Genomic DNA, 21,704 nt, shown 5'->3' with positions numbered 1-21,704 from the left:
GGATTGGGCTTCCTCCAGACCCCACCTCGCGATGACGCCCTTGCCCTTCTCCTAGCCTTCGGCTCTGCGAACACCTGGCAGGAGGACTTTCACCTCCCTAGTTCTGTGCCATGCCCGGCACACACGCGGAGCGAAGCGGCGGCCCGTCAGGGACGTCCGACTTACGCGGCTTGTTAAATTTTATTGTGCATTCTGATGTGTTCAGCCAGGTCCAATGCCAGTTGGACATAAGATCTTGCATCTTTCTCGTTTAGCTCCAACTCCTCTGCATGTACTGCCTTGTTACGAAGTTTCCGCAGGGTATTGAATATATCCAACTGTTTTTCATTGATAACCTTGCACTGCAAGAGATACTCACCGAGTTTTGGATAGTTCTTCATCACGTCACTCGGCGGCTGGTTCCAGAACGAACTTGCCACAGCGATAGCCGCAGACTCCACCTCCAACCAAGCTTCCATGATGGACGCGCGGGTAGAAAAGGAAACGAGGTTAAGGATGCGATTAGAGCTTGGAGAAATTTGACCTTGCTCTTCCGGGTGCTCCCGAGAAATGGATTCAGCTTCAGCTTTTAACTCCGACACCTGCTGCGAGAACTCTAGCTCAAGTTCTTTGTACTTGAGGCGCCTGAGGAGGGGGATAAGCTCAACCAGCGGTTTTCGCAGAACAACAACGAGAACAACCACAGTCACAGGCCAAGCCACCGATCGGATAATCTCAGATAGAAAAGTTAATGCGTCCATTGATCCTCGACAGTTTGGCCCTGAAATTTAACGCCGATGTTAAGCGGCCGGTTTGGAGGCGCACCACGCCGGAAAACCGGTCCGGTGAAGGCCGCCAGGCCGGAACGTACTTGAACAACTTGTTAAAAGCTCACCACGAGGCCTCAGCATTGAACACAACAAGATCTGGGTCTGATTCTGTGTTTCGCGGGAAATGCTCGTGCTCGAAACCTGCTCCTTGAGCTTCGATACTATCAGCTGCTTCTATCAGGAATTGGGCGACAGCCCTCAGCTCGGAGGGTGATGCTGATATTGTCACCTCTGGGAGCTTGGATGGTGCCGGATGCTTGGCTTGCTGCAATTCTTCTGTGTAGCCAAAAAACTCCATTTCACTCTCACTTTGAATTACTTTTAACGCCCGCGGTAACCGGCGCCGGAGCGCAGCGGAGGGAACCAAAAGCGCCCCGCTTTTGGCGTCCGGTTGACTGCCTGGTTAAATGCCATAGTCTCGTTCAACTTTGGCAATTCTAAGTTTGAATGTTGAGTACCATCTTTCATGCCCCAACTTCTGCGCCTCCCGATGCTCGGAGTTACGTTTCCAATTTTTGATAGCTTCAAGGCTTTCCCAATAGGATACCGTGATACCTAATCCATCACGGACAGACTCAACCCCCAGAAAACCCGGCTGTTCAGAAGCCAATTCAACCATGCGGTCTGCCATTTCACCGTAACCGTGATCCCCCTCGGTACGGTGATTGCTGAAGATAACCGCGTAATATGGAGGTTCAGGTGTTTGAGCAATATCTGACATAGGTCCCTCTATACATTTAACGCTGACAGCATGGGCGCGACCAAAGGAGCGTCCCCTGCCTGTATTGGTTAGGAGAATACCTTTGTATCAAGCTCACCATGACAGCAATCACTAATTGTTGAAATTATAGACAGCAAGAAGTCTTGCCTCATTTCAAATATCGTTGAGTCAGCAAGTGGGCTCCCAATATGCCAATGTGATTCTTTATTGGACACAGTAATCTCTTTATTCTCCGAAGATATCAAAACATGGAGTCCGCCTAAGAAATGCACAGTCGCAAAAACGCATCCGGCTCTTTCTATCTTTTCAACCTTGTCAATATATGAGGGGAATAGATAGACAAGTTGCGCTAGTGAGTCATCTACCATTTGATTCAACTCTAACTGGTCATAGAGATTCACCTGATGCTCCTAACGTTATGCGATTTATTACCGATGCCCATACAAACGGAAACCCAAATCCGTATTTTCCGTATAAAATTGCCCGATATCGTTCAACGCAGCCAATATCGTTGCTACGTCTTGGTGAAAGAATGCGCCAGAAATATCCTCTTTACCATAAGGTTTGCCAACTTTAGGAAACTCTATCCACTCGATTTCTTTGTAATAGGCAGGTCCAAACCAAAACCTGCTAGAGAGATGCCTTTCTTCGAGTGACTCTATTGATGGCAATGAATACCTCACTCCATTGTTTTGACTGCCTACAAACTTCCAGATCACCTGCAAATCAGGTGAGATGTCGTCAAGGATCGCAAAGCATTTTCGCCATTTCGCATTCGATATATAAGAAGACTCAAAAGACCTTTCGATGATCTTATCTATCTTCTTCTCATGTTCTACAAAGTCGAAAACCTTGCTAGCAGATTTGCTCATATTTTCCTTGCGCATAACGCCCGGCTCTGCGGCTGGTGAAAGTGGAGGCGAAGCCGGAACTTTTACCAGTCCGACAGCAGCGGATTGTTATACGCTTTTCCGGGCGATCCATTGGGTATGCTCTCTTGAAAATGCAGCCTCGCTATTTATCACAAAATCAGATAATTGTGGCTCATCCTTTACAGAAACCGACTCACCTTTAATCAGAACGATTTCATGCGCGGCCAGCGCATACGAAGAGTTAAGTTCGTTGTGTTTCTTCGCTTGCACCCATGTCAGAACGGCACCTGCCGCAGTGGCGATTACCTCGATTGGCAGAGAACTAGATGGCTCTTTGATTCGATAGAGTAAAAGAAGGACCGCTGTCGAATGTAAAACTATTGAAACAACAAACCAGCGTTTCGCGAGGCGCTTGTTCAACTGTGATTTTTTTGAATACCACACCGACTGATTATCTACCCGATCTCTTATATACGTTTCTAGCCTCTGCGACCAAGGTAAAGACCGAATATTTTTCATTTTTTCTGAAATCGCCTCACCTAAGTCGGGGGTCCATTCCAAAACGTGAGATAAAGATCTATTTTGATCAAGTATCGCCTTGAGATCATTCAAAAGTTCTCTTTGTGCTTGCTCTTCTGGAACATCTTCATCGTATGGTTCAGATTTCATAATCCAGCGCCATGTGCGAGTTTTAACAGACTCAGCTACAGCACGGCCGTTGTACCAAACATCCTCTGGCTTCCGCACCTTGAGCCAAACCAATATGCCCAACGTTATTAAAAAAAGTGCGGCGGAGGAGATCGCTCCATAAACATTAGTGGGCCATGCGTATGATACAAAGGCTGCAAGAATCAATAAAAAGAGATAGCATCTCAATGCACCAAAATAATGATTTTGTGCCTTTAAAGACGCACTATCTGCAGAGTTATACAATGCAGGAAAATCCTCTTCCTGCATCTCCATTCTGGTGTCCGTGGTTTCGATCATGAGTTTGCACGACGCATTGGGCGACTGAGGTCATACTGATTTGAAAGGCGAGAATCGAATGCATTATCAATTAGAAGAGGCAAGGTTTTGGTATCTAATTTTTCCCAAGGAACAACGGATAACTTAACCTCTTTACTGAGAAGATTGTCAATTATTCTTGCGGGAAGATATGGATAGCGGCGTTCGTATTCAGCACGATTATCAACAGATGTCCAGCTCGTTGTTTCGGGGTAGACCGCGCTTTTTTCATTGTCGTGGGCCGCTGTCCAGTTGTTGCCAGGATTGGCGCCTGGAAGTAGAACTGCTATGACACCGGATCGCTTGTTGACCTTTCCATCGTACATGCTTGAGTAAACTTCCCAATCAACATGCTTTCTCCCTTTGGTGCCTTGCCCCACCAAAAGGATGGTTACAGTAGAGTCTCCGAGATACTCGTCACGGATTTTCTGTCGAATTCTGTCATCCGGCAAATCATCAGAAATATCACGGGTATCTACAGATCCGTCGATAAACATAGGATTATCCTCGTTGAACTTAGTCAATGAGTTTTTGTAGGCGATATCGTTACTATGAAAGCTAATGAATACTTTATGCATGGTCTTCGCTCATGACTATGAATTTTTACGTATAACGCCCGGCACAGCGGGCCATTTGTAGCGACACAGGAGCGAAAAATGGCTCCGACTGCTGCCGCTTGTTAAGCATCTACGACCCATGCGTTATTGTGCTGAAGATAATCGAACAAAAATACGGCTCGCTCCAAACCAAATATAAAATGCTTAAGATCCTTGAACTGCATTCGCTGACTAAAATCCACACCTAAGCTTCCAATTACAGCTTGGTTTGCAAGAAGCTCATGGGCGGCATTATTCCTATCTTTTACCACTTGCTTAAGTAGTTCCGTGTAATCTGAACGTAGACCAACATTTTCAAGCCTCGCCCTCGCCTGCCCAAGCGTCATTCTTTCTGTTTCGTCTTCCGTTACGTTGAAGCGTTCTTCAAGAAGCTTCTTAAGCCCAAACTCGAGTATTTGAGCCGTACCAAGATAGATAGAGAAGCACTCCAAGAAGGATTTATGATCATATTTCTCCATTCTTCGGAAAACTTCATCCTGGATGTCATCACCTGATAGTTTTTCTTTATCATAGATGGTGCTCATACGCCTCCTTGATGCTTAACGCCTGCATTTGCGGCTGGTTTGGAGCGCAGCGGAAAACCAGTCCGCCAACATGCAATGGTTAGAGGGATTTATCAATTTTGCCCGACCACAGCCATTTTTCTTCGACGATTGGACTTCCATACGTCTCCGCAAGCATCATCTCGAATTTATCATTCTTATCGTTAATTGCTGAAATTGGTCCCCAACCACTGCAGATCACCGCCCCATCGGGGGCCGTCGTCTTCGACAAAAAGGCCCGACTTTCTATGAGGTCGACAAACTTCAAGACTGCCTCATCTAACATTGCGTCTACTGGCTCTGGATAGCTTCGACGCTCCATCTCTGCCGCATCAACATGGGATTGAGTTATGTTGCACGAGAGCGTAATGGATGTAGCTTCAACTCGCGCGACCAGTTGCCCGATGTCGGCGCACGGCGAACGAGCGGAGACACAGAGAACATTATGATCATCTCGGTAGACCGCAACTTTAATATCAACTCGGTCTTCCAGCTTTTCTCTGAATCTAGCCTCAATCTCCTTAGTTTCCATGAATCCCTCTAACGCTGAGCTTTGCGGCAATTTTGGAACCGCAAAGCGGTGGAGAAATTGTCCGACAACAGCGACTTGTTAAGATTTGATTGCCCGAAAACCATTACGGGCGCCCACCTACACCAAAATAAACAAACCATAGAGCTATATGTGCAAGGAATGCGACTACGCAAAATACTATTGAAAATAATACAAGGTGCTTTGCGTTGTAAGCCTTATATTTTCCCCAAGCTAACAGGAATAAAAGCTGGATGGGGGTGCTATAAACAAAATATACAATGCCTGATGAATCCGTTTTATATGGGTCTGCTGCAACCATCAAATATAAAGCTATAACGCAGGCAATAAAAAATGGCAAGGTGGCACAGGTAGAGTATTGAATTCCTTTTAGTAGCACTTATCTTTCCTTGAAAAACTTAACAGTGATTAGACCGCGTTCCGTAATATTGAATATACGAGAATTCTTCATAACAACACCCATCGGGGCGTCATGGCGCGATCAGTTCTCTTATTTAAACAGCAGCTTAGCCCGTCAGCTTCGCTCTTGCCATGCAATCGTTTGACTTCTTCTTTTCGTGATTCCAATATAACTGTACATTTATACAGTTTCGCAGACAGGAGGTCAGCGTATGGCAAAACGGGAACCACGCCTGCGGGAGCAGGTAAGGCGAGTCATGCGTGTTGGTCGCTACAGCATTCGGACTGAAAAGTCTTACTGGTATTGGATTCGCTATTTCATCCGCTTCCATGACCTCACGCACCCTCGGCAGATGGGGCCCAAAGAGGTTAATGCCTTTCTCACCTGGCTGGCTGTCGAACGCCATGTTGCCGCAGCGACACAAAATCAGGCGTTGAATGCTCTGGTCTTTCTCTATGACAAAGTGCTCGAAACACCCTTGGGCGATATCGGTGAAACTGTCCGATCCCGAAAGCCACCCAAGTTACCAACCGTACTGTCCCACGACGAGGCCTTGCGCCTGATCCATCAACTGGAAGCACCCTACGATTTAATGGCGTCGCTCATGTATGGGGCTGGCTTGAGGGTGACTGAAGCGGCTCGCCTGCGAGTGAAAGATATTGATGTGGCGCAACGGATTATTACCGTGCGCGATGGAAAAGGCGGCAAAGACAGAACGACGTTACTGCCGGCGACATTGCGTGCCCGCGTTTCGGACTGCATTGAACAGATCGCATTTGCCTGGAAAGGCCGAGCACTGGAATTAACCCCGCCCGTTAGCTTACCGTTTGCGCTGCATCGCAAATATCCGAACGCCGGCACGTCCCTTGAGTGGCAATGGCTGTTTCCGGCAAAAGGACTCTGCCTGGATCATGAGGGGCGCACTGTTCGCCATCACATCCATGTATCGAGTGTGCAAAAAGCTGTTCGACGCGCCATTGCTGAGGCCGAAATCCACAAAAACGCAGGGTGCCACACGCTGAGACATACATTCGCTACGGAACTTTTGCGTCGTGGCAGCGACATTCGCACTGTTCAATCTCTTCTGGGTCATGCAAACGTTCGCACAACCCAAATCTATACCCACGTCCTGGGAGAGGGCTTTGCCGGTGTGGTCAGTCCTCTGGGCTAACTACCCTTCAGCCTTCCCAATAGCGCCGGCCGTCCGAGCCAATTCGTCGATCACACCATCCAGCTTCTTCTGCCACTCGGCGTCCCTGAACTCGCCGTTGCCGTCGAACGCGTCGCCGGCTTTGACGATGGCCAGTTGGCTGGGAATGACCTGCACGCCGATGTTGCCCAGCATCATCCTCAGGGGCACCAGGCCGCGCAGGCCACCGAGGGCGCCGGGCGATGCGGCCACGAGGCCGGCGACTTTGCCGCGGAAGGCGATCAGTCCGGGAACGTCGCCGTCCGGGCGGCTGATCCAGTGCAGGGCGTTGACCAGCAGCGGGCTGAGGGTGCTGTTGTATTCCGGTGAGGCGATGCAGAAGCCGTGATGGCTGGCGAACAGTTGCCTCAGGTCACGAACGTCCTGTGGAATCCCTGTTTCCTGCTCCAGGTCCCCGTTATAGATCGGAATATTGTAATGGGAGAGGTTGACGCGGGTGACGTCGATATCGCCCCGTTTTTCCGCCGTGCGGGCCGCCGCTTCGGCAAGTTGGGCGTTGAAGGAACCGGTCCGCGTGCTGCCGGCCATGAACAGGATTCGGGTGTTCTGGGTCATGAGGGTCTCCTTGACGAGGTTCGGTAACATCCTAAACAGTATAGGGATATGGTGGGTCTATAAGGGTGATAGTAACCCGGGTTTGACGCGCATCAGTGACATTAAGTGGCTAATTTCTATACTGGGAGAGCATAATCACAAAAACGTGACAGTGTATTTCTTGAGACAACATGGCGAAGTGATTGGGGACCTCGAAGTGAGGGCTTAAATTTTCAGGGAGAGCACCATGGCGTATCAGAACACCGAAACCCGGAGCGACTCGACGAGCGAGCCGCAAACCGACAATGCCCTGTCCATTCCCATGGGCGAGTACGAAACCCATCGGGCACCGTACTTCTGGGAACGCAAACTACTGACCAAGCTGATGGAGTTTGCGGGCGGGCCGCCGGTGCAGTTCGAGCTCTGGGACGGCTCCCAGGTTCGACTCGATGATACCTGCCCCCGTTTTACCCTGGGCCTCACCGATCCCAAAGCCCTCTACCACCTGGTGGCCAACCCCAATCTCGCCTTCGGCGATCTCTACAGCGCCGGCCGCCTGACCGTATCCGGCGACCTGACCGAACTGCTTACAACGCTCTACCGCGCCACCCACAATGCCCGCCAGAAATGGCCAACCTGGCTGGAGAAGCTCTGGGCCAACCACGCGCCCCGCTCCACCGACCTGACCGAAGCCCGCCAGAACATCCATCACCACTACGACCTGGGCAACGCCTTTTACCGCCTGTGGCTGGATACGGCGGAGATGCAGTATACCTGCGCCTATTACGAAAGCCCGGACCTCACCCTGGAACAGGCCCAGCTCGCCAAGCTGGAACACGTCTGCCGCAAGCTCCAGCTCAAGCCCGGCCAGACCGTGGTGGAAGCCGGTTGTGGCTGGGGCGGCCTGGCCCGCTATATGGCCCGCAACTACGGGGTGAAGGTCCACGCCTACAACATCTCCAAGGAACAGCTCGCCTTTGCCCGGGAAGAGGCCAAAAGACAGCAGCTGGACCATCTGATCGAGTATGTGGAGGACGACTACCGCAACATCAGCGGCCAGTACGATGCCTTCGTCTCCGTTGGTATGCTCGAGCACGTGGGCACCAGTCACTACAGCGACATGGCCGCGGTGATCAAGCGCGCCCTCAAGCCGGACGGCCTGGCCCTGCTGCACAGCATCGGCCGCAACCGGCCCATGAAGATGAACGCCTGGATCGAGAAGCGCATCTTCCCCGGCGCCTACCCGCCCAGCATCGGCGAGTTCATGAGCATCTGCGAGGAAGGCGCGTTTTCGGTGCTGGACGTGGAAAACCTGCGCCTGCACTACGCCCGCACGCTGGAGCACTGGAAGGAACGCTTCGAAGACCATGTGGACGAGGTGATCGCGATGTACGACGAGCACTTCGCCCGGGCCTGGCGCATGTACCTGTCCGGCTCGATCGCCGCCTTCGAGGCCAGTTCACTGCAGCTGTTCCAGGTGGTCTTCAGCCACGGCGAGAACAATACGGTTCCGCGCAATCGCAAGCACCTCTATGAATCACCGGCTGCACCGGAGTCTGTCTGACATGGAACATTATGACGTGATGATCGTCGGCGGCGGCCCGGCCGGCTCGACCCTGGCCTGGGCGCTGCGCAACAGCGGCAAACGCATCCTGATCCTGGACAAGGCCGAGTTCCCCCGGGACAAGACCTGCGCCGGCTGGGTGACCCCCGCCGTTGCGGAGAGCCTGCAGCTCGACCTGGACGATTACCGCCGGGAGCATGTGCTGCAACCAATCACCCGGTTCCGGATCGGCATGATGGGCCAGCCGGCGGTGGACAACGACCACGGCGATGACCCGGTCAGTTACGGCATCCGCCGCTGCGAGTTCGACACCTATCTGCTGGACCGGGTGGAGAATGCCGACAAGGTATTGAAGACCCCGGTCAAGGACATCCGGCGCGAGGGTGGTAACTGGATCATCAACGACACCTACCAGGCGCCGCTGCTGGTGGGTGCGGGCGGGCATTTCTGCCCGGTGGCGCGCCAGTTGGGCGATGGTCCCGGCAGCCACGAAACCGTGGTCGCCGCCAAGGAAGTGGAATTCGAGATGACGCCGGAACAGGCGGAGACCTGCGCCGCCAGCGGCGACCAGCCGGAGCTCTGGTTCTGTCGGGATCTGAAGGGGTATGCCTGGGTCTTCCGCAAGGGCAACTTCCTCAACATCGGTCTGGGACGGGAGGACAATCACAAGCTCACCGATCACCTGGAGGCCTTCGTCCAGGAGATGAAGGATCAGGGCCGGATTCCCGCGGACCTGCCCGGCCGGTTTAAGGGCCATGCCTATTTGCTTTACGCGCACGCGGAAAGACCGCTGGTGGATGACGGCATGATGCTGATCGGCGACGCCGCCGGACTGGCCTATACGCAAAGCGGCGAGGGCATCCGCCCGGCGATCGAATCCGCCCTGCTGGCCGCCGAAACCATTCGCCGCGCACCGGACATGAGTGCCCAGAGTCTGCAACGCTACGGCGATGCCATTGCCGACCGTTTCGGCCGGCGCGCCATGCCGGATCAGGACGGCTGGCAGATGCCGGGCTGGGTGAAAACGTCCGTCGCCAGCGGGCTGATGCGGTCGCACTGGTTTACCCGCAAGGTGGTGACGGAGAAGTGGTTCCTGCATCAGGATGTGCCGCCGTTGAAGGTGGCGGTTTAGGGCCGCTCCGCTTTAGCGCTCAGGTAGGTTGGGCTGACGCAGGAAGCCCAACATGGCATGGCCCCCCAAACCTCGGATTGTTGGGCTTCCTGCGTCAGCCCAACCTACGGAAGCCAAACCGGGAAAATCGTTACGCACGAAAAAAGAGGCCCCGTTGGGCCTCTTTTAATGTCCGCGGAACTCTCTATTCCACGTCTTCTTCCGTCACCTTGATGGTGTACAACGTGGTCGAACCGCTCACTTCGTTGCCCACCGCCAGCATCGGTTCACCGGTGGGGCTGTCGTCGCCGCTGATGAAGTCGATGCATTCCGGCGCCAGGTCGCCGGCGGCATAGGCCGGTTGGTCGCCGTCGTCGATGTTGTCCTTGATCGGGTAGCTGAAGTCGCGGTTGTTGAGGTACTGGACGAACTCGGGTGCTTCCGGGTTGCTCACGTCGTACACCATGATGCCGCCAACCCGCTCCAGGCCGATGAAGGCGAACGTCTGCTCACCGATCCGGCCCACGGCCATGGCTTCGGGCTCGGGGCCCTTGGCGTCGCTGCGGCTGTCGCCGGAGTCGTTCTCGTCGTTGTCGCTGTTGAAGTCCTCACCCAGCTGCTCGGCGGTGATGGTCTCGAAATCGCTGCCGCTGTCGGACACCAGGGCTCCTTCGCTGTCCCAGATCGAGAAGCTGCGGGCGCCGTAGATTTCGGCGGTGTCGAGGATGCCGTTGCCGTCGGTGTCTGAGGTCAGGCTGGTGGCCAAGCGGCCGACGGTCGTCTTGTCGCCGAAGTCGGCGGTGGCCAGATCGCCTTCGCGCGGGGCGTCCTCGAAGCGGATTTCTTCCACGAAGCCGTCGTATTCCCGGCTGTCGCCCTCATTGGCGGTGAAGTAGTAGTCCTTGCCGCCAATCTGGATCGAGGCGATGGTGTCCGGCATGTAGAGGCCTTTCACTGGCCATTGCGCGATGTTGATGCCGTCGTCCTTGTCGGAGGGGTCGAGGCCCACGCCGTCGGCGTTGAAGTCCTTGGTACCCAGCGCCACGATGCGATCGACGCTGGCGTTGGCAATGTCGATGACGGCGAAGGCGTTGTTCTCCTGCAGGGTCACCCACGCCTGGCTGCCGTCCGTTGAGAGGGCAATGTATTCCGGCTCCAGATCCTGGGCCACGGAGGACTGGCCGTCGTGCAGATAGACCGTCAGGCCGGCGGCCGTCGCCGCCGTCACTTCCGAGTCGCCGTCAAAATCGGTGGTCAGGGTCAGGATCTTGTTCGCGGCGTCGACCGTGAGTGCTGTCCGGCCGTAGTTGCCAAAGATGCGCACGCCTTCCGGCAGCTCGTCGGCACGGCTGTTGCCCACATTGAAATCGGTGAAGCCCACGGTCTGGGCCGTCGGGTTATCCGGATCAGTGACGTCGACGATGCTGACCGAGCCTTCCGGATCCACGCTGTAATCGTCGTTGGGTTCGCCCTCGTTGGCCACCAGCACTTTGGTGCCGTCGCGGTTGAAGGTGACCATGTCCGGCAGGCTGCCGACCTCGACCTGGCCGCGGAAGTTGCGATCGGCGCTGTTGTAGATCTGCACGCGACCGTGTTCGGTCTTGGTGTCGTGCTCAACCGCCACGGCGATCAGCCCGTTGGCAAACGTCACGCTGTTGATGTCGCCGGCATCGGCCCAGTTGGCGGACGCGTCGATCTGGTCGATTAACTGCGGGTTGGTGGGATCCTGCACGTCCACCACATCCACCCGTTTGGCGTCTGCGTTGGTGATGAACAGGGTGGTGGAATCCTTGTCGTAGGTGAGGATTTCCGCGGCGCCTTCGTCGAAGCCGTTGTCGTCGCTGGTGTAGCGACCGGTCTGCTCCAGCGCAATGCTGACGCGGGTGTCGGCGTCGTCACCGTTATCGTTGTTATCGTCATTGTTGCAGGCCGTCAGCCCCAGTGTTGCGGCCAGGACGGCGCAGGCCAGCAGTCGCTTTTGGGTTTGCCATTCATTCGTCATTCTTTCTGTCCTTTTTCTTGGTGTGATCGAGCCCGAAATAAAAGATCACGCCTGACGCTAGACGCGACAGGTGACAGAGCCGTGACGAATAAAAGTCAATCCCATGACAAGTGAATGACAAACAAAAAGGCCCCGGCATCGACAATGCCGGGGCCTCTGGAGCCTGGCGCGTGTTACTGGCCGAGGTAGCTGCGATACATCCAGACCGTTTTTTCCTGCTCGGAGATGTAGTCGCTCATCAGCGATACGGTGCCTTCGTCTTCGGCATCGCCCGCCGTGTTCAGGATCTCGCGCTGTTTCTTGATCAGCGTGGCGAAGCTGTCGACGATCTGCCCGACCGCGGTCTTGCCGTCGCTGACGTCCTTGCGCTCTTCAACGCTGGAACGCTCGATGTAGACGCTGTAGCTGTGCGCCGGACGATGGCCCAGCGTCAGGACGCGTTCGGCGATCTCGTCCACTTTCAGCAGCAGGTCGTCGTACAGTTCCTCGAACTTGGCGTGCAACTCGAAGAAGTTGTCACCCTTGATGTTCCAGTGGTAGCCCCGGACGTTCATGTAGAAGATCTGGTAGTTCGCCAGCAGTTCGTTCAGGTCACTGGCGAGCTGCTCGGTTTTTGCCGTATCAAGACCAATCAGGTTGGTGCTCATGAAAACTCCTTTTATCAGCGGAAAGAAGAACGTGCTTACGCCCGAACTTGGCAAATAGTTTATGACTCAACAGGATAAGTTGGTGTCGATCTATCCAGTTTCAATCTATCTGACGACTTTGTCATATTGTGGAACATACCAATATGCTCAATCTAATAGCCCTCTCCTATCAATACACCCAACAAAATTTATTTAAAATCTATTATCATTTCGATTTCAATAGAGACATACGATCACGAGCGGTGGAGCTGATCATGCGTTTTCTCAAACTCCTGTTTCACAGTCATGGCCATGAAGGTGACCAGTCGCTGCTGAAGACGATGACCTTTGCCATCACCCACTTTACGGTGGCGTTCACGGTGGCTTACGTGCTGACCGGCGACATTATCCTCGGCAGTCTGATCGCCATGGTGGAGCCCGCCATCAACACCGTGGCCTATTTCTTCCACGAGAAGATCTGGGCGCGACGGGCCCGGCGACACCAGCACGCGCCCAACCACACGACGGCGACGGCCGCCTGACATCGATCCAGTTGCCCTTCCCCCTTTGACCCCGCTTCGAGCGGGGATTTTTTTGTATACGGCCAGCGCCTCAGGCCCCCGGCCCACAATCCAGGCAGCGCTCACCCATTTTCGGGCCGATACGGAGGGCGTGGTTCAGATCACTCAGGGCCGTGCGTACGCCTTCTTCGATCACCGGGTGGTAGAACGGCATGCCCAGCATCTGGCTGACCGTCATGCGCTGCTGCACCGCCCAGGCCAGCAGGTGGCCGATGTGTTCCGCGGCTGGCCCGAACATCTCTGCTCCGAGGAACTGGCCGCTGCCGTGCTCGCCGTAGACCTTGAGCAACCCGCGGTTCTTGCCGATGACGCGGCTTCGGCCCTGGTCTTCGAAGGAGACCTGGCCTACGGCATAGCCGTCACCGTAGCGTTGCTGCAGCAGATCGCCGGTGACGCCGACGCGGATGATCTGGGGATCGGTAAACACGATGGACAGCGGTGCCCGGCGCGAACCGGAGCGAATCTCGGGCCAGCGGCCGGCATTGTCACCGGCCAGTCGGCCCTCGTCGGTGGCCTCGTGAAGCAGCGGTGCGTCGGCGTTCACGTCGCCGGCCATAAAGACAGGCTGGTCGCCGCATTGCATCGAGTAGCGGTTGAATGTCGGGATGCCCCGATCGTCCAGCGCCAGCCCGGACTTTTCGAGCGCCAGCGACGCCAGGTTGGGCCGCCGGCCGGTGGCCGCCAGCAGGTACTCGAAGGTTTCGGTCACCTCGCCCTGTTGCGGATCGATGAAGGTGACGGCAACGCCTTCGTCGGTGCGGCGAACCTGCTTCACGTCGGCCGACGGATCCAACGGGAAAGCCTCACGGAAGGTGTCGAGCGCGCATTGGCGAATCGCCTCGTCAGCAATGCCGCCGATACCACCGCCTACGCCGAACAGTCGAATCCGCACGCCGAGTCGCGACAGGGCCGCGCCCAGTTCCAGGCCGATCGCCCCCGGTCCGAACACGACCATGGACTCCGGCAGGGCTTCCAGCTCAAAGATCGTGTCGTTGGCCAGCAGCCGGTCCCCCGCTGCCTGCAGGAACGCCGGCACGTGGGGATGTGAGCCGGTGGCGATCACGATCCGCTCCGCCTCGATCTCGATGCGCTCGTCCACCACCAGGCGGCCCGGCGCCACAAACCTCGCCGTCCCGCGCAGGCGATGTTCCGGCGGGAACCGATCGATCGCGTCCAGGACGGAACCCACGAAACCGTCGCGCTCAGCCCGGACCCGTGCCATCACAGCGCGCCGGTCGATGCTCAGGTCGTTGACGTGCACTCCGAACAGATCCGCGCCCCGGGCGGCGTGGGCCGCTTCCGCCGCGGCAATCAGCAGTTTGCTGGGCATGCAACCGATGCGCGCGCATGTGGTGCCGTACGCCCCACCCTCGATGGCCAATACGTTGTCCGTGTGTTTGCGAGCCGCCTTGTAGGCCACCATGCCCGCGGTACCCGTGCCGATGATGGCGACGTCGACCTGTCGCTGTTCCATGGGAGACTCCTTCCGCCGAGTGAATATCCACCATAGGTGTCGTTTGTTGCCGCGTCACTGATCCGGGACAAGGCTGAGGTCGATTTCCCCCGGCGGGGATAGCTTGACCCCACCCCGGCTTTTACCGATGCTTTCTTTTTCAATCTGATCAGCGAGTCCCGTCATGCTCTCCTACTGGCCCGAATTTCTCACCGTTGCCCTGATCCACCTGCTGGCTGTCGCCAGCCCGGGACCGGATTTCGCCGTCGTGCTGCGCCAGGCCCTGACCCAGAACCGGCGCAACGCGCTGCTCACGTCCGTCGGGGTTGGCCTGGGCATCCTGGTGCATGTGACCTACTCGCTGTTGGGCATCGGCCTGCTGATCCAGCAGTCGATCCTGCTGTTCAATATCCTCAAGGTCGTCGGCGCGCTCTACCTCACCTGGATCGCGCTGCAATGTCTGCGCTCAAAACCCGGCAACCTCAATGTGGAAGCCGCCCAGGGGCCGCACCAATCCGGTGCAAAAGCGTTCCGTCTTGGCTTCCTGACCAACGCCCTCAACCCCAAGGCCACCCTGTTCTTCGTGGCCCTGTTTTCGGTGGTGATCGACCATGCCACACCGGTACCGGTGCAAGCCTTCTACGGCATCTACATGGCCGTCGCTACCGGCGCCTGGTTCTGCGTTGTGGCCCTGTTCTTCACCCTGCCGGGCATCCGCCGGGGCTTTGCCCGCTTCGGCCACTGGGTGGACCGGCTGATGGGCGGTGCGCTTCTGGCCCTGGCCGGTCGTCTCGCCTTTTCTGCGGCCACTGGCACGGAAGCTGCTGAGTAGCGTCCACAGGCCGGAAACCGGAACCATCCGGCCGCTTTGAGCTACGCTTTAATACCAGGGGGCCGTTGATGCGCTCCCGAGTCGCTCTGAAAGCCAGGGATGAACCACCAGCAGTAGAGGCCCTTTATGCTCGGCTTTTTCAAGAACGCGTTGCGCAGCCGTCTTGCGCTGCCCATCTTTATCACACTCATCGTCATCGCGGTTGCCCAGGCCGTCATCGTGGCGGGCGTCACCAGCCTCAAGCTGAAAGGGTTGGACCAGGCCATGTCCGGCGAGTTGCAACGGGCGCAGGCCACCGTGGGCGAGCGGCTGGACGAGAACCGCAAGCGCATTGATACGGTGGTGGCCAACATGGCCACCAATGTGCAGGGCCAACTGGAGCAGACCCTGACCCAGGACCTGAAATCGGAACAGGACCGGGTGGTCCAGCGCTTCGAGGATACGCTGGTGGATTCCAGTAAGACGGTCGCCCAGATCCTCGCGCAAATCGCGGCCCCGTACATCTGGGACAAGGACATTCCGACGCTCACCCGGTTTGTGGAGATGGCCCACGAAAACCCCAATGTCATCTTCGCCATCTACCTCGACCGGGACGGCAACCCGCTGACCCGCTATGTCGACCGCACCAACCCGGACGTGAAGCGACTGATCGACGCCAGCCCGATCCGCAGCTCCGTGCGCAGTGTGCTGGACTCTGCTCCCAAGGACGAAGGCACCCGCGTGATTACCACGCCGGTCACGTCCCAGGATCAGGAGATCGGCAAGCTGGTGCTCGGGGTGTCCAACGCCGCCATCAATGAAGAGACCCAGGCCCTGACGGACCGCTTCAACGCACTGACGAAATCCGCCACCGGGGCCACTGAATCCGCCATCCGTTCGGCCTCATCGGGCATGAGCGAACCGCTGGAGAACGCCCTGGCGGCGGTCAGCAGTTCCTTCGACGAGACCGCCCGCAAACTGCAGGACACCACCCACGAGCAGGCGTCCACGCTGATCAGCACGGTGGTCCTGGTGCTGGTAATCAGCGCGCTGGTGCTGATCCTGATCATCGGCCTGCTGATTGGCGCCCGGGTCATTCGTCGCCTCAACCTGCTGAAGGACGCCGCCGCCAACATTGCCGACGGCGAAGGCGACCTGACCCGTCGCGTGCCGGAAACCGGCAAGGACGAGATGACCGACATGGCCCGGGCCCTGAACCGGTTTATCGGCCGCACCCAGGACACCATCCGCGAGGTGAACGACGCCGTCGCCGACACCCGCGACCAGGTCCGCCAACTGACCGGAGCCGCCGGGGATGCGGACAGCGCTTCCCAGAATCAGCGGGCGGAGCTGGAACAGCTCACCTCCGCCATGCAGGAAATGGGCGCCTCAATCCAGCAGGTGGCCGAGAGCATCCAGTTGGCCAACAGCCATGTGGACACCATCAAGGGCGACATGACCCGCAACCGGGAGATCACCCAACAGGTCAACGCCCAGCTCAACGGCTTGCTGGAAAAAGTGGCGGACACCGCCGAGGTGATCAACAAACTGGACAGCCGCAGCCAGGAAATCGGCTCGGTGCTGGACGTGATTGCCGGCATTGCCGAGCAGACCAACCTGCTGGCCCTGAACGCCGCGATCGAAGCGGCCCGGGCGGGTGAGAGTGGTCGCGGCTTTGCGGTGGTGGCGGACGAGGTGCGCAGCCTGGCCAGTCGCACCCAATCCTCCACCGAGGAAATCCGTGCCAGCATCGAATCCCTGCAGGACGGCAGTCGCAATGCGGTGACCGCGATCAAAAGCGCGTCGAAGCTGGCTCAGGAAGGTCAGCAGAGCTTTACCGAATCCGACGCGCTGATGGGCAACATCGACACCGCCACCGCACAACTGTTCGACATGAGCAGCGAAGTGGCGTCCATGGCCGAGCAGCAGAGTTCCGTATCGGACGAGGTGAACCGCAATGCGGTGAACATCAGCGAGGCGGCCGAGCACGCGAGTGAGTCGGTGTCGCAGGCGTCGAACGTGGCGCGCGAGCTGGATGCGCCGATGCAGCGGTTGGCTGAGACCGTGGGGCGTTTCCGGGTTTAGTGCGCTCTGCCGGCCGCTCCGAAGCTACAGCGAGCCCCAAATACCGTAGGTTGGGCTGACGCAGGAAGCCCAACAACCTCTAGACACTCTTCGTCGATCGCCTGTTCTGGCCGATCAACGGGGTGGCCGCATCCGTTGATTTTCTGCGGCGGGACACTGTTGGGCTTCCTGCGTCAGCCCAACCTACGGTCCTGCAAAACCCGCCCAGGCAGCCTGCCGGCTGCTCCGAAGCTGAAGCGTCGGCTACATTTGAAGACCACTCGAGTCTGTAGCAGATGCTTTAGCTTCTGAGGCGCCAAAGGCGCCCGGCGTTATCCCTGTGGCCAGCGGGAAAACCGGGCGCTCCTATCGACCTCAAGGATTCCGCCCGGTCGCCGCCAACGCCTTCAGCAGCGTCTCCGTCTGCGCCCAGCCAATGCACGGATCGGTGATCGACTGCCCATAGACCTGTTCCTCACCGTCGTTCTGGCGCCCTTCTTCCAGGAAACTCTCCAGCATCAGCGCGCGGATGTCGGTATTGCCGGCACAGCGTTGAGCCATCACGTGGTGGGCAATGTCCAGTTGGCGCTCGGCCTGCTTGCAGGCGTTGTCGTGACTGCAGTCGACCATCACCGCCGGGCTGACGCCGGCGGCCCGCAGCGTGGCGGTCGCCTCGGCGATGCTCTCGGGATCGTAGTTGGTGATGCCGCGGCCGCCGCGCAGGACCAGGTGTACGTCCGGGTTGCCGGCGGTGGCGATCATGGCCGGGTGGCCGTCACCATCGCTGCCCAGCCGATGGTGGGCGTGGGCGGCGGATTTCATGGCGTTGACGGCCATGCCGACGCTGCCGTCGGTGCCGTTCTTGAAGCCCACCGGCATCGGCAGGCCACTGGCCATTTCCCGGTGCAGCTGGGATTCGGTGGTGCGGGCGCCGATGGCGGTCCAGCTCACCAGGTCTTCCAGGTAGCTGAATCCCACCGGGTTGAGGGCTTCGGTCGCCAGCGGCAGACCCAGCTGCGCCAGGTTGAGCATCAGCCGGCGAGACCGGACCAGCCCCTGGGCCAGATCCCCTTCGCCGTTGCGCTCGGGATCGTACATCAGGCCTTTCCAGCCCACAGTGGTGCGCGGCTTTTCCACATAGGCCCGCATCACCAGGACGAACTGGTCGGCCACCTCGCCCGCCAGTTTGGCCAGCCGCTCGCCGTATTCCAGGGCCGCCACTTCGTCGTGTACGGAACAGGGGCCGATGACCAGCAGCAGGCGCGGGTCGGTGCCGTCGAGCACACGGCGAACGGTATCACGGTGTTCGGCGATCTGGCGGGCGAGGTCCGCATCCAGCGGCAGTTCCTGGCGCAGCTGCGCCGGAGTGGGCAGTTTGACGACGGTGTTGGTGGCGGTGTCCGGGAGGACGGTCGATCGTTCTGTGGTTTGGGTGTCTGTCAGTTGCATGTTCATCATGAGTACTCCGGTTAAATCGAATCAGTTGGCAATCGGTCAAGGCGCTTGAGACCCGGTGGGCTGACGTTCAATAACGCCAGCCGCCGATAAATCGCCAACCGGTCCGGCCGGAGAGCCGTCGGCTGCAAGGAAGCTGGTTTTCGGGTTGAGCTTCGCTACTCATGGTTGTGTCCTTTCACTCGTTTTCAGTTCCGAAATCAAAAAGCCCCGATGGCTGGCTGCCGATCGGGGCTTTTAGTCCGGTGGCAGCCTGGGTTTTCGCCGGGCCGCCTTCCTGAATTCTGTGAAGGTTTTTACGCGTGGCCCGACCTCTGGCTAAAGTAAAAGCCATAGGCAAACCACCAAAAATACACGGACGCAGAAACGCCTGCCGGGGTACCCGCAGTCGCTACAGAGTTAAATTGACAGACGTCGCGTGAAATATTCATGCTCAGCATCATAGCGCAGATCGACCGTTTTGCAACCACCGGAGACTACTTAATGACCAGAGACGGCTTATTCACCCGCGGCGTCGTCACGCTGCTGTTCCTGCTGATGGCCCAGGTGGCCCTGGCCGCCCCGCAAGTACGAACCTTTTCACTGAATAACCGTCCGGCCCAGGATGTCGCGGCGCAACTCCGCCAGCTCTACCCCAGCGACCAGATCAACATCACCTCTCAAGGCCAGCAGATGGTGGTGCGGGCCGAGCCGCAGATTCTCGATGAAGTGCAGGAGCTGATCGGCACCATGGACGTTGCGCCGGCCCAGTTGCGTATTACGGTGCGCAGCGGTCACGGCGGCAGCAGCCAGTCCCAGGGCGGCGGGGTGACCATCAACAACGGCAACGTCACGGTGCAGGGGCAGAGCAAGACCATCACCACACGCCGCAACCAGGAGCAGACGCTCGTGGTGCAGGACGGCCAGTCCGCTCACATCAAGTCCGGCCAGGTCCGCGCCCTGCCGGTGGCGATCCAGGGCGGCCGGGACCCGGCGGTCATCCTCAAGCAGGTGGACATCAGCAGCGGGTTCCTGATCACCCCGCAGGTGATTTCCGACCAGCAGGTGCAGGTGCAGATCACCGCCTTCGACAACACGCCGCAGGGGGATCTGCCCCAGGGCTATGAGACCGAAGCGGTGGTTACCATCCGTCGGGTGAATCCGGGCCAGTGGTTCCAGTTGGGCGGCACCGAGAGCAAACAGGCGGGCAATCAGTCCGGCATTACCCACGAAGTGCGCGGCAAGAGCCATCAGTCGCAGCAGTTCGATGTGAAGGTGGACGTGCTGCAGTAACCGTGGCTCAGCGCTTGCCGCCGAGCAGCACGGCCTTGGCTTCGTTGATCTGGGCGGCGAGGTAGTCGTTGCCGCCCCGGTCCGGATGCACTTTCTGGATCAGGCGGCGATGGGCGGCGACGATCTCGTCCCGGCTGGCGTTCGCGTCCACACCCAGGATCTCCCGCGCCTGGGCGACCGACATGCCCGCCTGCTCCGGTGCCCGTTGCTGTCCCCCCGACTGCTGCTGCCCACCGGTTTTCTGGCCCTTGTACTGGCTGTACAGCCGGTTCACCAGCGGCAAGTATTTGAACAGGGCCGGCAGCTTGCGCAGGAACGGAATCAACGCCGCCACGCCGGCCACCAGCACCTGGACCCGGCCAGTCAGCACCATGAACAGCATCAGCAGGGCAAAGCCGCCGGCCACGCCACGAAACAGGTAGGCTTTGCGCTTCTCTTCCGGCAGCTCGGACCAGCCGCGCAGGATATAGAACAGGGCAACAGCCAGGATGATTCCCAGGATCCAGTGCATGGATCGCGTTCTCCAACAACGATGGCAATCCAGTATGATGGGGGAGCATAACAGTTTTCTTAAACAGCCTCCGCGGTGTCGGGAGGTTGTTCGGGACGTGTTTCAAAAAGGATATTGTCGATGACCACCGAATTACCCGCCAATGCCGCCATCGCCTTCCAGGGCCACCGGGGCGCCTATTCCCACCTGGCTTGCCAGAAGGTGTTTCCGGACCAGCCCGTGCAGCCCTGTACGAGTTTTGTGGACGCGATGCGGGCGGTGGAGAACGGCATGGCGGCGCGGGCCATGATTCCGCTGGAGAATTCCACCGCCGGCCGGGTGGAGGAAATCTACCGCCTGATTCCGGAGATGAAGCTGCACCTGGTGGGCGAGCATTTCGAGCCGGTCAATCACTGTCTGATGGCGCTGCCCGGTACCCGCATCGAGGATCTGAAGACGGTCTCATCGCACCCGCAGGCGTTGGCGCAATGCACCCATCACATTGAAAACCTGGGACTGCAGGCCGAGGCCATGCTGGACACCGCCGGCGCGGCCCTGTCGGTCAGCCATGGCGGGGACCGCAGCCGGGCGGCGATCGCCTCGAGCCTGGCGGCCGAACTCTACGGCCTGGACATTCTCGACAACCAGTTCCAGGACGTCCTCGGCAATACGACGCGGTTCATTATCCTGTCCGGCGAAGAAGTCCGCCCCGCCTTCGATTCGAAGAAGGCCTACATCACCTCCCTCATTTTCCGGGTGCGCAACATTCCCGCCGCGCTCTACAAGGCTCTGGGCGGCTTCGCCACTAACGGCGTGAACATGGTGAAGCTGGAGAGCTACATCATCGGCACCAGCCTCAGCGCCAGCCAGTTCCATATGGACATCGAAGGCCATGTGGACCAGCGCCCGTTGCAGCTGGCCATTGAGGAGCTGGGCTTTTTCGCCGAGGACCTGCGTATCCTGGGCACCTACGAGGCCCACCCGTTCCGCGCCAGCCGCCAGTTCCGGGACTGAC

Annotated in this window: 23 protein-coding genes; 8 read left to right on the top strand and 15 right to left on the bottom strand. The window is 57.9% G+C overall.

The window, feature by feature from the left end; all coding sequences use genetic code 11:
* Positions 1–173: 173 nt before the first annotated feature.
* The 9 genes from EB809_RS18770 to EB809_RS20895 form a co-directional block, all read right to left on the bottom strand.
* Positions 174–740, bottom strand: a complete 567-nt coding sequence (locus EB809_RS18770) for a hypothetical protein (RefSeq protein WP_123636380.1) — start codon at positions 738–740, stop codon at positions 174–176.
* Positions 741–1,212: 472 nt separating this feature from the next.
* Positions 1,213–1,530: an antibiotic biosynthesis monooxygenase family protein gene (locus EB809_RS18760; RefSeq protein ID WP_123636378.1), complete on the bottom strand. Its 318-nt coding sequence runs from the start codon at positions 1,528–1,530 to the stop codon at positions 1,213–1,215.
* 68 nt (positions 1,531–1,598) lie between these two features.
* Complete coding sequence (locus EB809_RS21000; protein ID WP_190294964.1) at positions 1,599–1,931, bottom strand: hypothetical protein; 333 nt, start codon at positions 1,929–1,931, stop codon at positions 1,599–1,601.
* 27 nt (positions 1,932–1,958) lie between these two features.
* Entirely contained in the window at positions 1,959–2,417 is a 459-nt protein-coding gene (locus EB809_RS18755) for a hypothetical protein (RefSeq protein WP_123636377.1), read from the bottom strand.
* A gap of 72 nt (positions 2,418–2,489) precedes the next feature.
* Positions 2,490–3,365, bottom strand: a complete 876-nt coding sequence (locus EB809_RS18750; protein WP_223808039.1) for a DUF4231 domain-containing protein — start codon at positions 3,363–3,365, stop codon at positions 2,490–2,492.
* A 20-nt stretch (positions 3,366–3,385) separates the two neighbouring features.
* The gene (locus EB809_RS18745) at positions 3,386–3,985 is read right to left on the bottom strand and encodes a TIR domain-containing protein (protein WP_123636375.1); all 600 of its coding nucleotides are present in this window, start codon (positions 3,983–3,985) and stop codon (positions 3,386–3,388) included.
* A gap of 101 nt (positions 3,986–4,086) precedes the next feature.
* On the bottom strand, positions 4,087–4,548 hold the full coding sequence (locus tag EB809_RS18740) for a hypothetical protein (RefSeq protein ID WP_123636374.1): 462 nt from the start codon (positions 4,546–4,548) through the stop codon (positions 4,087–4,089).
* A 79-nt stretch (positions 4,549–4,627) separates the two neighbouring features.
* Positions 4,628–5,098: a hypothetical protein gene (locus EB809_RS18735; RefSeq protein WP_123636373.1), complete on the bottom strand. Its 471-nt coding sequence runs from the start codon at positions 5,096–5,098 to the stop codon at positions 4,628–4,630.
* Between the two features lie 103 nt (positions 5,099–5,201).
* Positions 5,202–5,495 (bottom strand): hypothetical protein, encoded by a 294-nt coding sequence (locus EB809_RS20895; protein WP_148079190.1) that lies wholly within the window; start codon positions 5,493–5,495, stop codon positions 5,202–5,204.
* 232 nt (positions 5,496–5,727) lie between these two features.
* Here EB809_RS20895 and EB809_RS18730 point away from each other — a divergent pair, with 232 nt between their 5' ends.
* Positions 5,728–6,687 carry an integron integrase gene (locus EB809_RS18730; RefSeq protein WP_123636372.1) on the top strand — a complete coding sequence of 320 codons (960 nt, stop codon included), beginning with the start codon at positions 5,728–5,730 and terminating at the stop codon, positions 6,685–6,687.
* On the opposite strand, the gene EB809_RS18725 is transcribed toward EB809_RS18730, so the two are convergent.
* Positions 6,688–7,281, bottom strand: coding sequence for an NADPH-dependent FMN reductase (locus tag EB809_RS18725; RefSeq protein WP_123636371.1), 594 nt, complete (start codon positions 7,279–7,281; stop codon positions 6,688–6,690).
* Positions 7,282–7,507: 226 nt separating this feature from the next.
* Here EB809_RS18725 and EB809_RS18720 point away from each other — a divergent pair, with 226 nt between their 5' ends.
* Complete coding sequence (locus EB809_RS18720) at positions 7,508–8,824, top strand: SAM-dependent methyltransferase (protein WP_123636370.1); 1,317 nt, start codon at positions 7,508–7,510, stop codon at positions 8,822–8,824.
* Position 8,825: 1 nt separating this feature from the next.
* Entirely contained in the window at positions 8,826–9,956 is a 1,131-nt protein-coding gene (locus EB809_RS18715) for an NAD(P)/FAD-dependent oxidoreductase (RefSeq protein ID WP_123636369.1), read from the top strand.
* A 184-nt stretch (positions 9,957–10,140) separates the two neighbouring features.
* Here EB809_RS18715 and EB809_RS18710 read toward each other — a convergent pair whose 3' ends face one another.
* Positions 10,141–11,937: a choice-of-anchor I family protein gene (locus EB809_RS18710; protein ID WP_123636368.1), complete on the bottom strand. Its 1,797-nt coding sequence runs from the start codon at positions 11,935–11,937 to the stop codon at positions 10,141–10,143.
* A 173-nt stretch (positions 11,938–12,110) separates the two neighbouring features.
* Positions 12,111–12,584 (bottom strand): Dps family protein, encoded by a 474-nt coding sequence (locus EB809_RS18705; RefSeq protein ID WP_123636367.1) that lies wholly within the window; start codon positions 12,582–12,584, stop codon positions 12,111–12,113.
* A 254-nt stretch (positions 12,585–12,838) separates the two neighbouring features.
* On the opposite strand from EB809_RS18705, the gene EB809_RS18700 reads away from it, so the two are divergent.
* Positions 12,839–13,105: a DUF2061 domain-containing protein gene (locus EB809_RS18700; RefSeq protein ID WP_203142935.1), complete on the top strand. Its 267-nt coding sequence runs from the start codon at positions 12,839–12,841 to the stop codon at positions 13,103–13,105.
* A 70-nt stretch (positions 13,106–13,175) separates the two neighbouring features.
* Here the strand turns inward: EB809_RS18700 and EB809_RS18695 are convergent, their stop codons facing one another.
* On the bottom strand, positions 13,176–14,618 hold the full coding sequence (locus EB809_RS18695; protein ID WP_123636366.1) for a dihydrolipoyl dehydrogenase: 1,443 nt from the start codon (positions 14,616–14,618) through the stop codon (positions 13,176–13,178).
* Positions 14,619–14,781: 163 nt separating this feature from the next.
* Here EB809_RS18695 and EB809_RS18690 point away from each other — a divergent pair, with 163 nt between their 5' ends.
* Together EB809_RS18690 and EB809_RS20995 are read left to right on the top strand one after the other, a co-directional pair.
* The gene (locus tag EB809_RS18690; RefSeq protein WP_123636365.1) at positions 14,782–15,429 is read left to right on the top strand and encodes a LysE family translocator; all 648 of its coding nucleotides are present in this window, start codon (positions 14,782–14,784) and stop codon (positions 15,427–15,429) included.
* Between the two features lie 126 nt (positions 15,430–15,555).
* Positions 15,556–17,493 (top strand): methyl-accepting chemotaxis protein, encoded by a 1,938-nt coding sequence (locus EB809_RS20995; protein ID WP_123636364.1) that lies wholly within the window; start codon positions 15,556–15,558, stop codon positions 17,491–17,493.
* 354 nt (positions 17,494–17,847) lie between these two features.
* On the opposite strand, the gene EB809_RS18680 is transcribed toward EB809_RS20995, so the two are convergent.
* Entirely contained in the window at positions 17,848–18,927 is a 1,080-nt protein-coding gene (locus EB809_RS18680) for a 3-deoxy-7-phosphoheptulonate synthase (protein ID WP_123636382.1), read from the bottom strand.
* 483 nt (positions 18,928–19,410) lie between these two features.
* On the opposite strand from EB809_RS18680, the gene EB809_RS18675 reads away from it, so the two are divergent.
* Entirely contained in the window at positions 19,411–20,199 is a 789-nt protein-coding gene (locus EB809_RS18675; RefSeq protein WP_123636363.1) for a secretin N-terminal domain-containing protein, read from the top strand.
* Between the two features lie 7 nt (positions 20,200–20,206).
* On the opposite strand, the gene EB809_RS18670 is transcribed toward EB809_RS18675, so the two are convergent.
* Positions 20,207–20,710, bottom strand: a complete 504-nt coding sequence (locus tag EB809_RS18670; RefSeq protein ID WP_123636362.1) for a DnaJ domain-containing protein — start codon at positions 20,708–20,710, stop codon at positions 20,207–20,209.
* Between the two features lie 120 nt (positions 20,711–20,830).
* Here EB809_RS18670 and EB809_RS18665 point away from each other — a divergent pair, with 120 nt between their 5' ends.
* Positions 20,831–21,703, top strand: coding sequence for a prephenate dehydratase (locus tag EB809_RS18665; RefSeq protein ID WP_123636361.1), 873 nt, complete (start codon positions 20,831–20,833; stop codon positions 21,701–21,703).
* The last annotated feature ends 1 nt before the right edge of the window (position 21,704 follow it).

It is taken from the genome of Marinobacter sp. R17 (genome assembly GCF_003789045.1).
In the GTDB taxonomy this organism is placed as follows: domain Bacteria; phylum Pseudomonadota; class Gammaproteobacteria; order Pseudomonadales; family Oleiphilaceae; genus Marinobacter_A; species Marinobacter_A mangrovi.
This window is presented reverse-complemented; position numbering and strand designations above follow the sequence as displayed.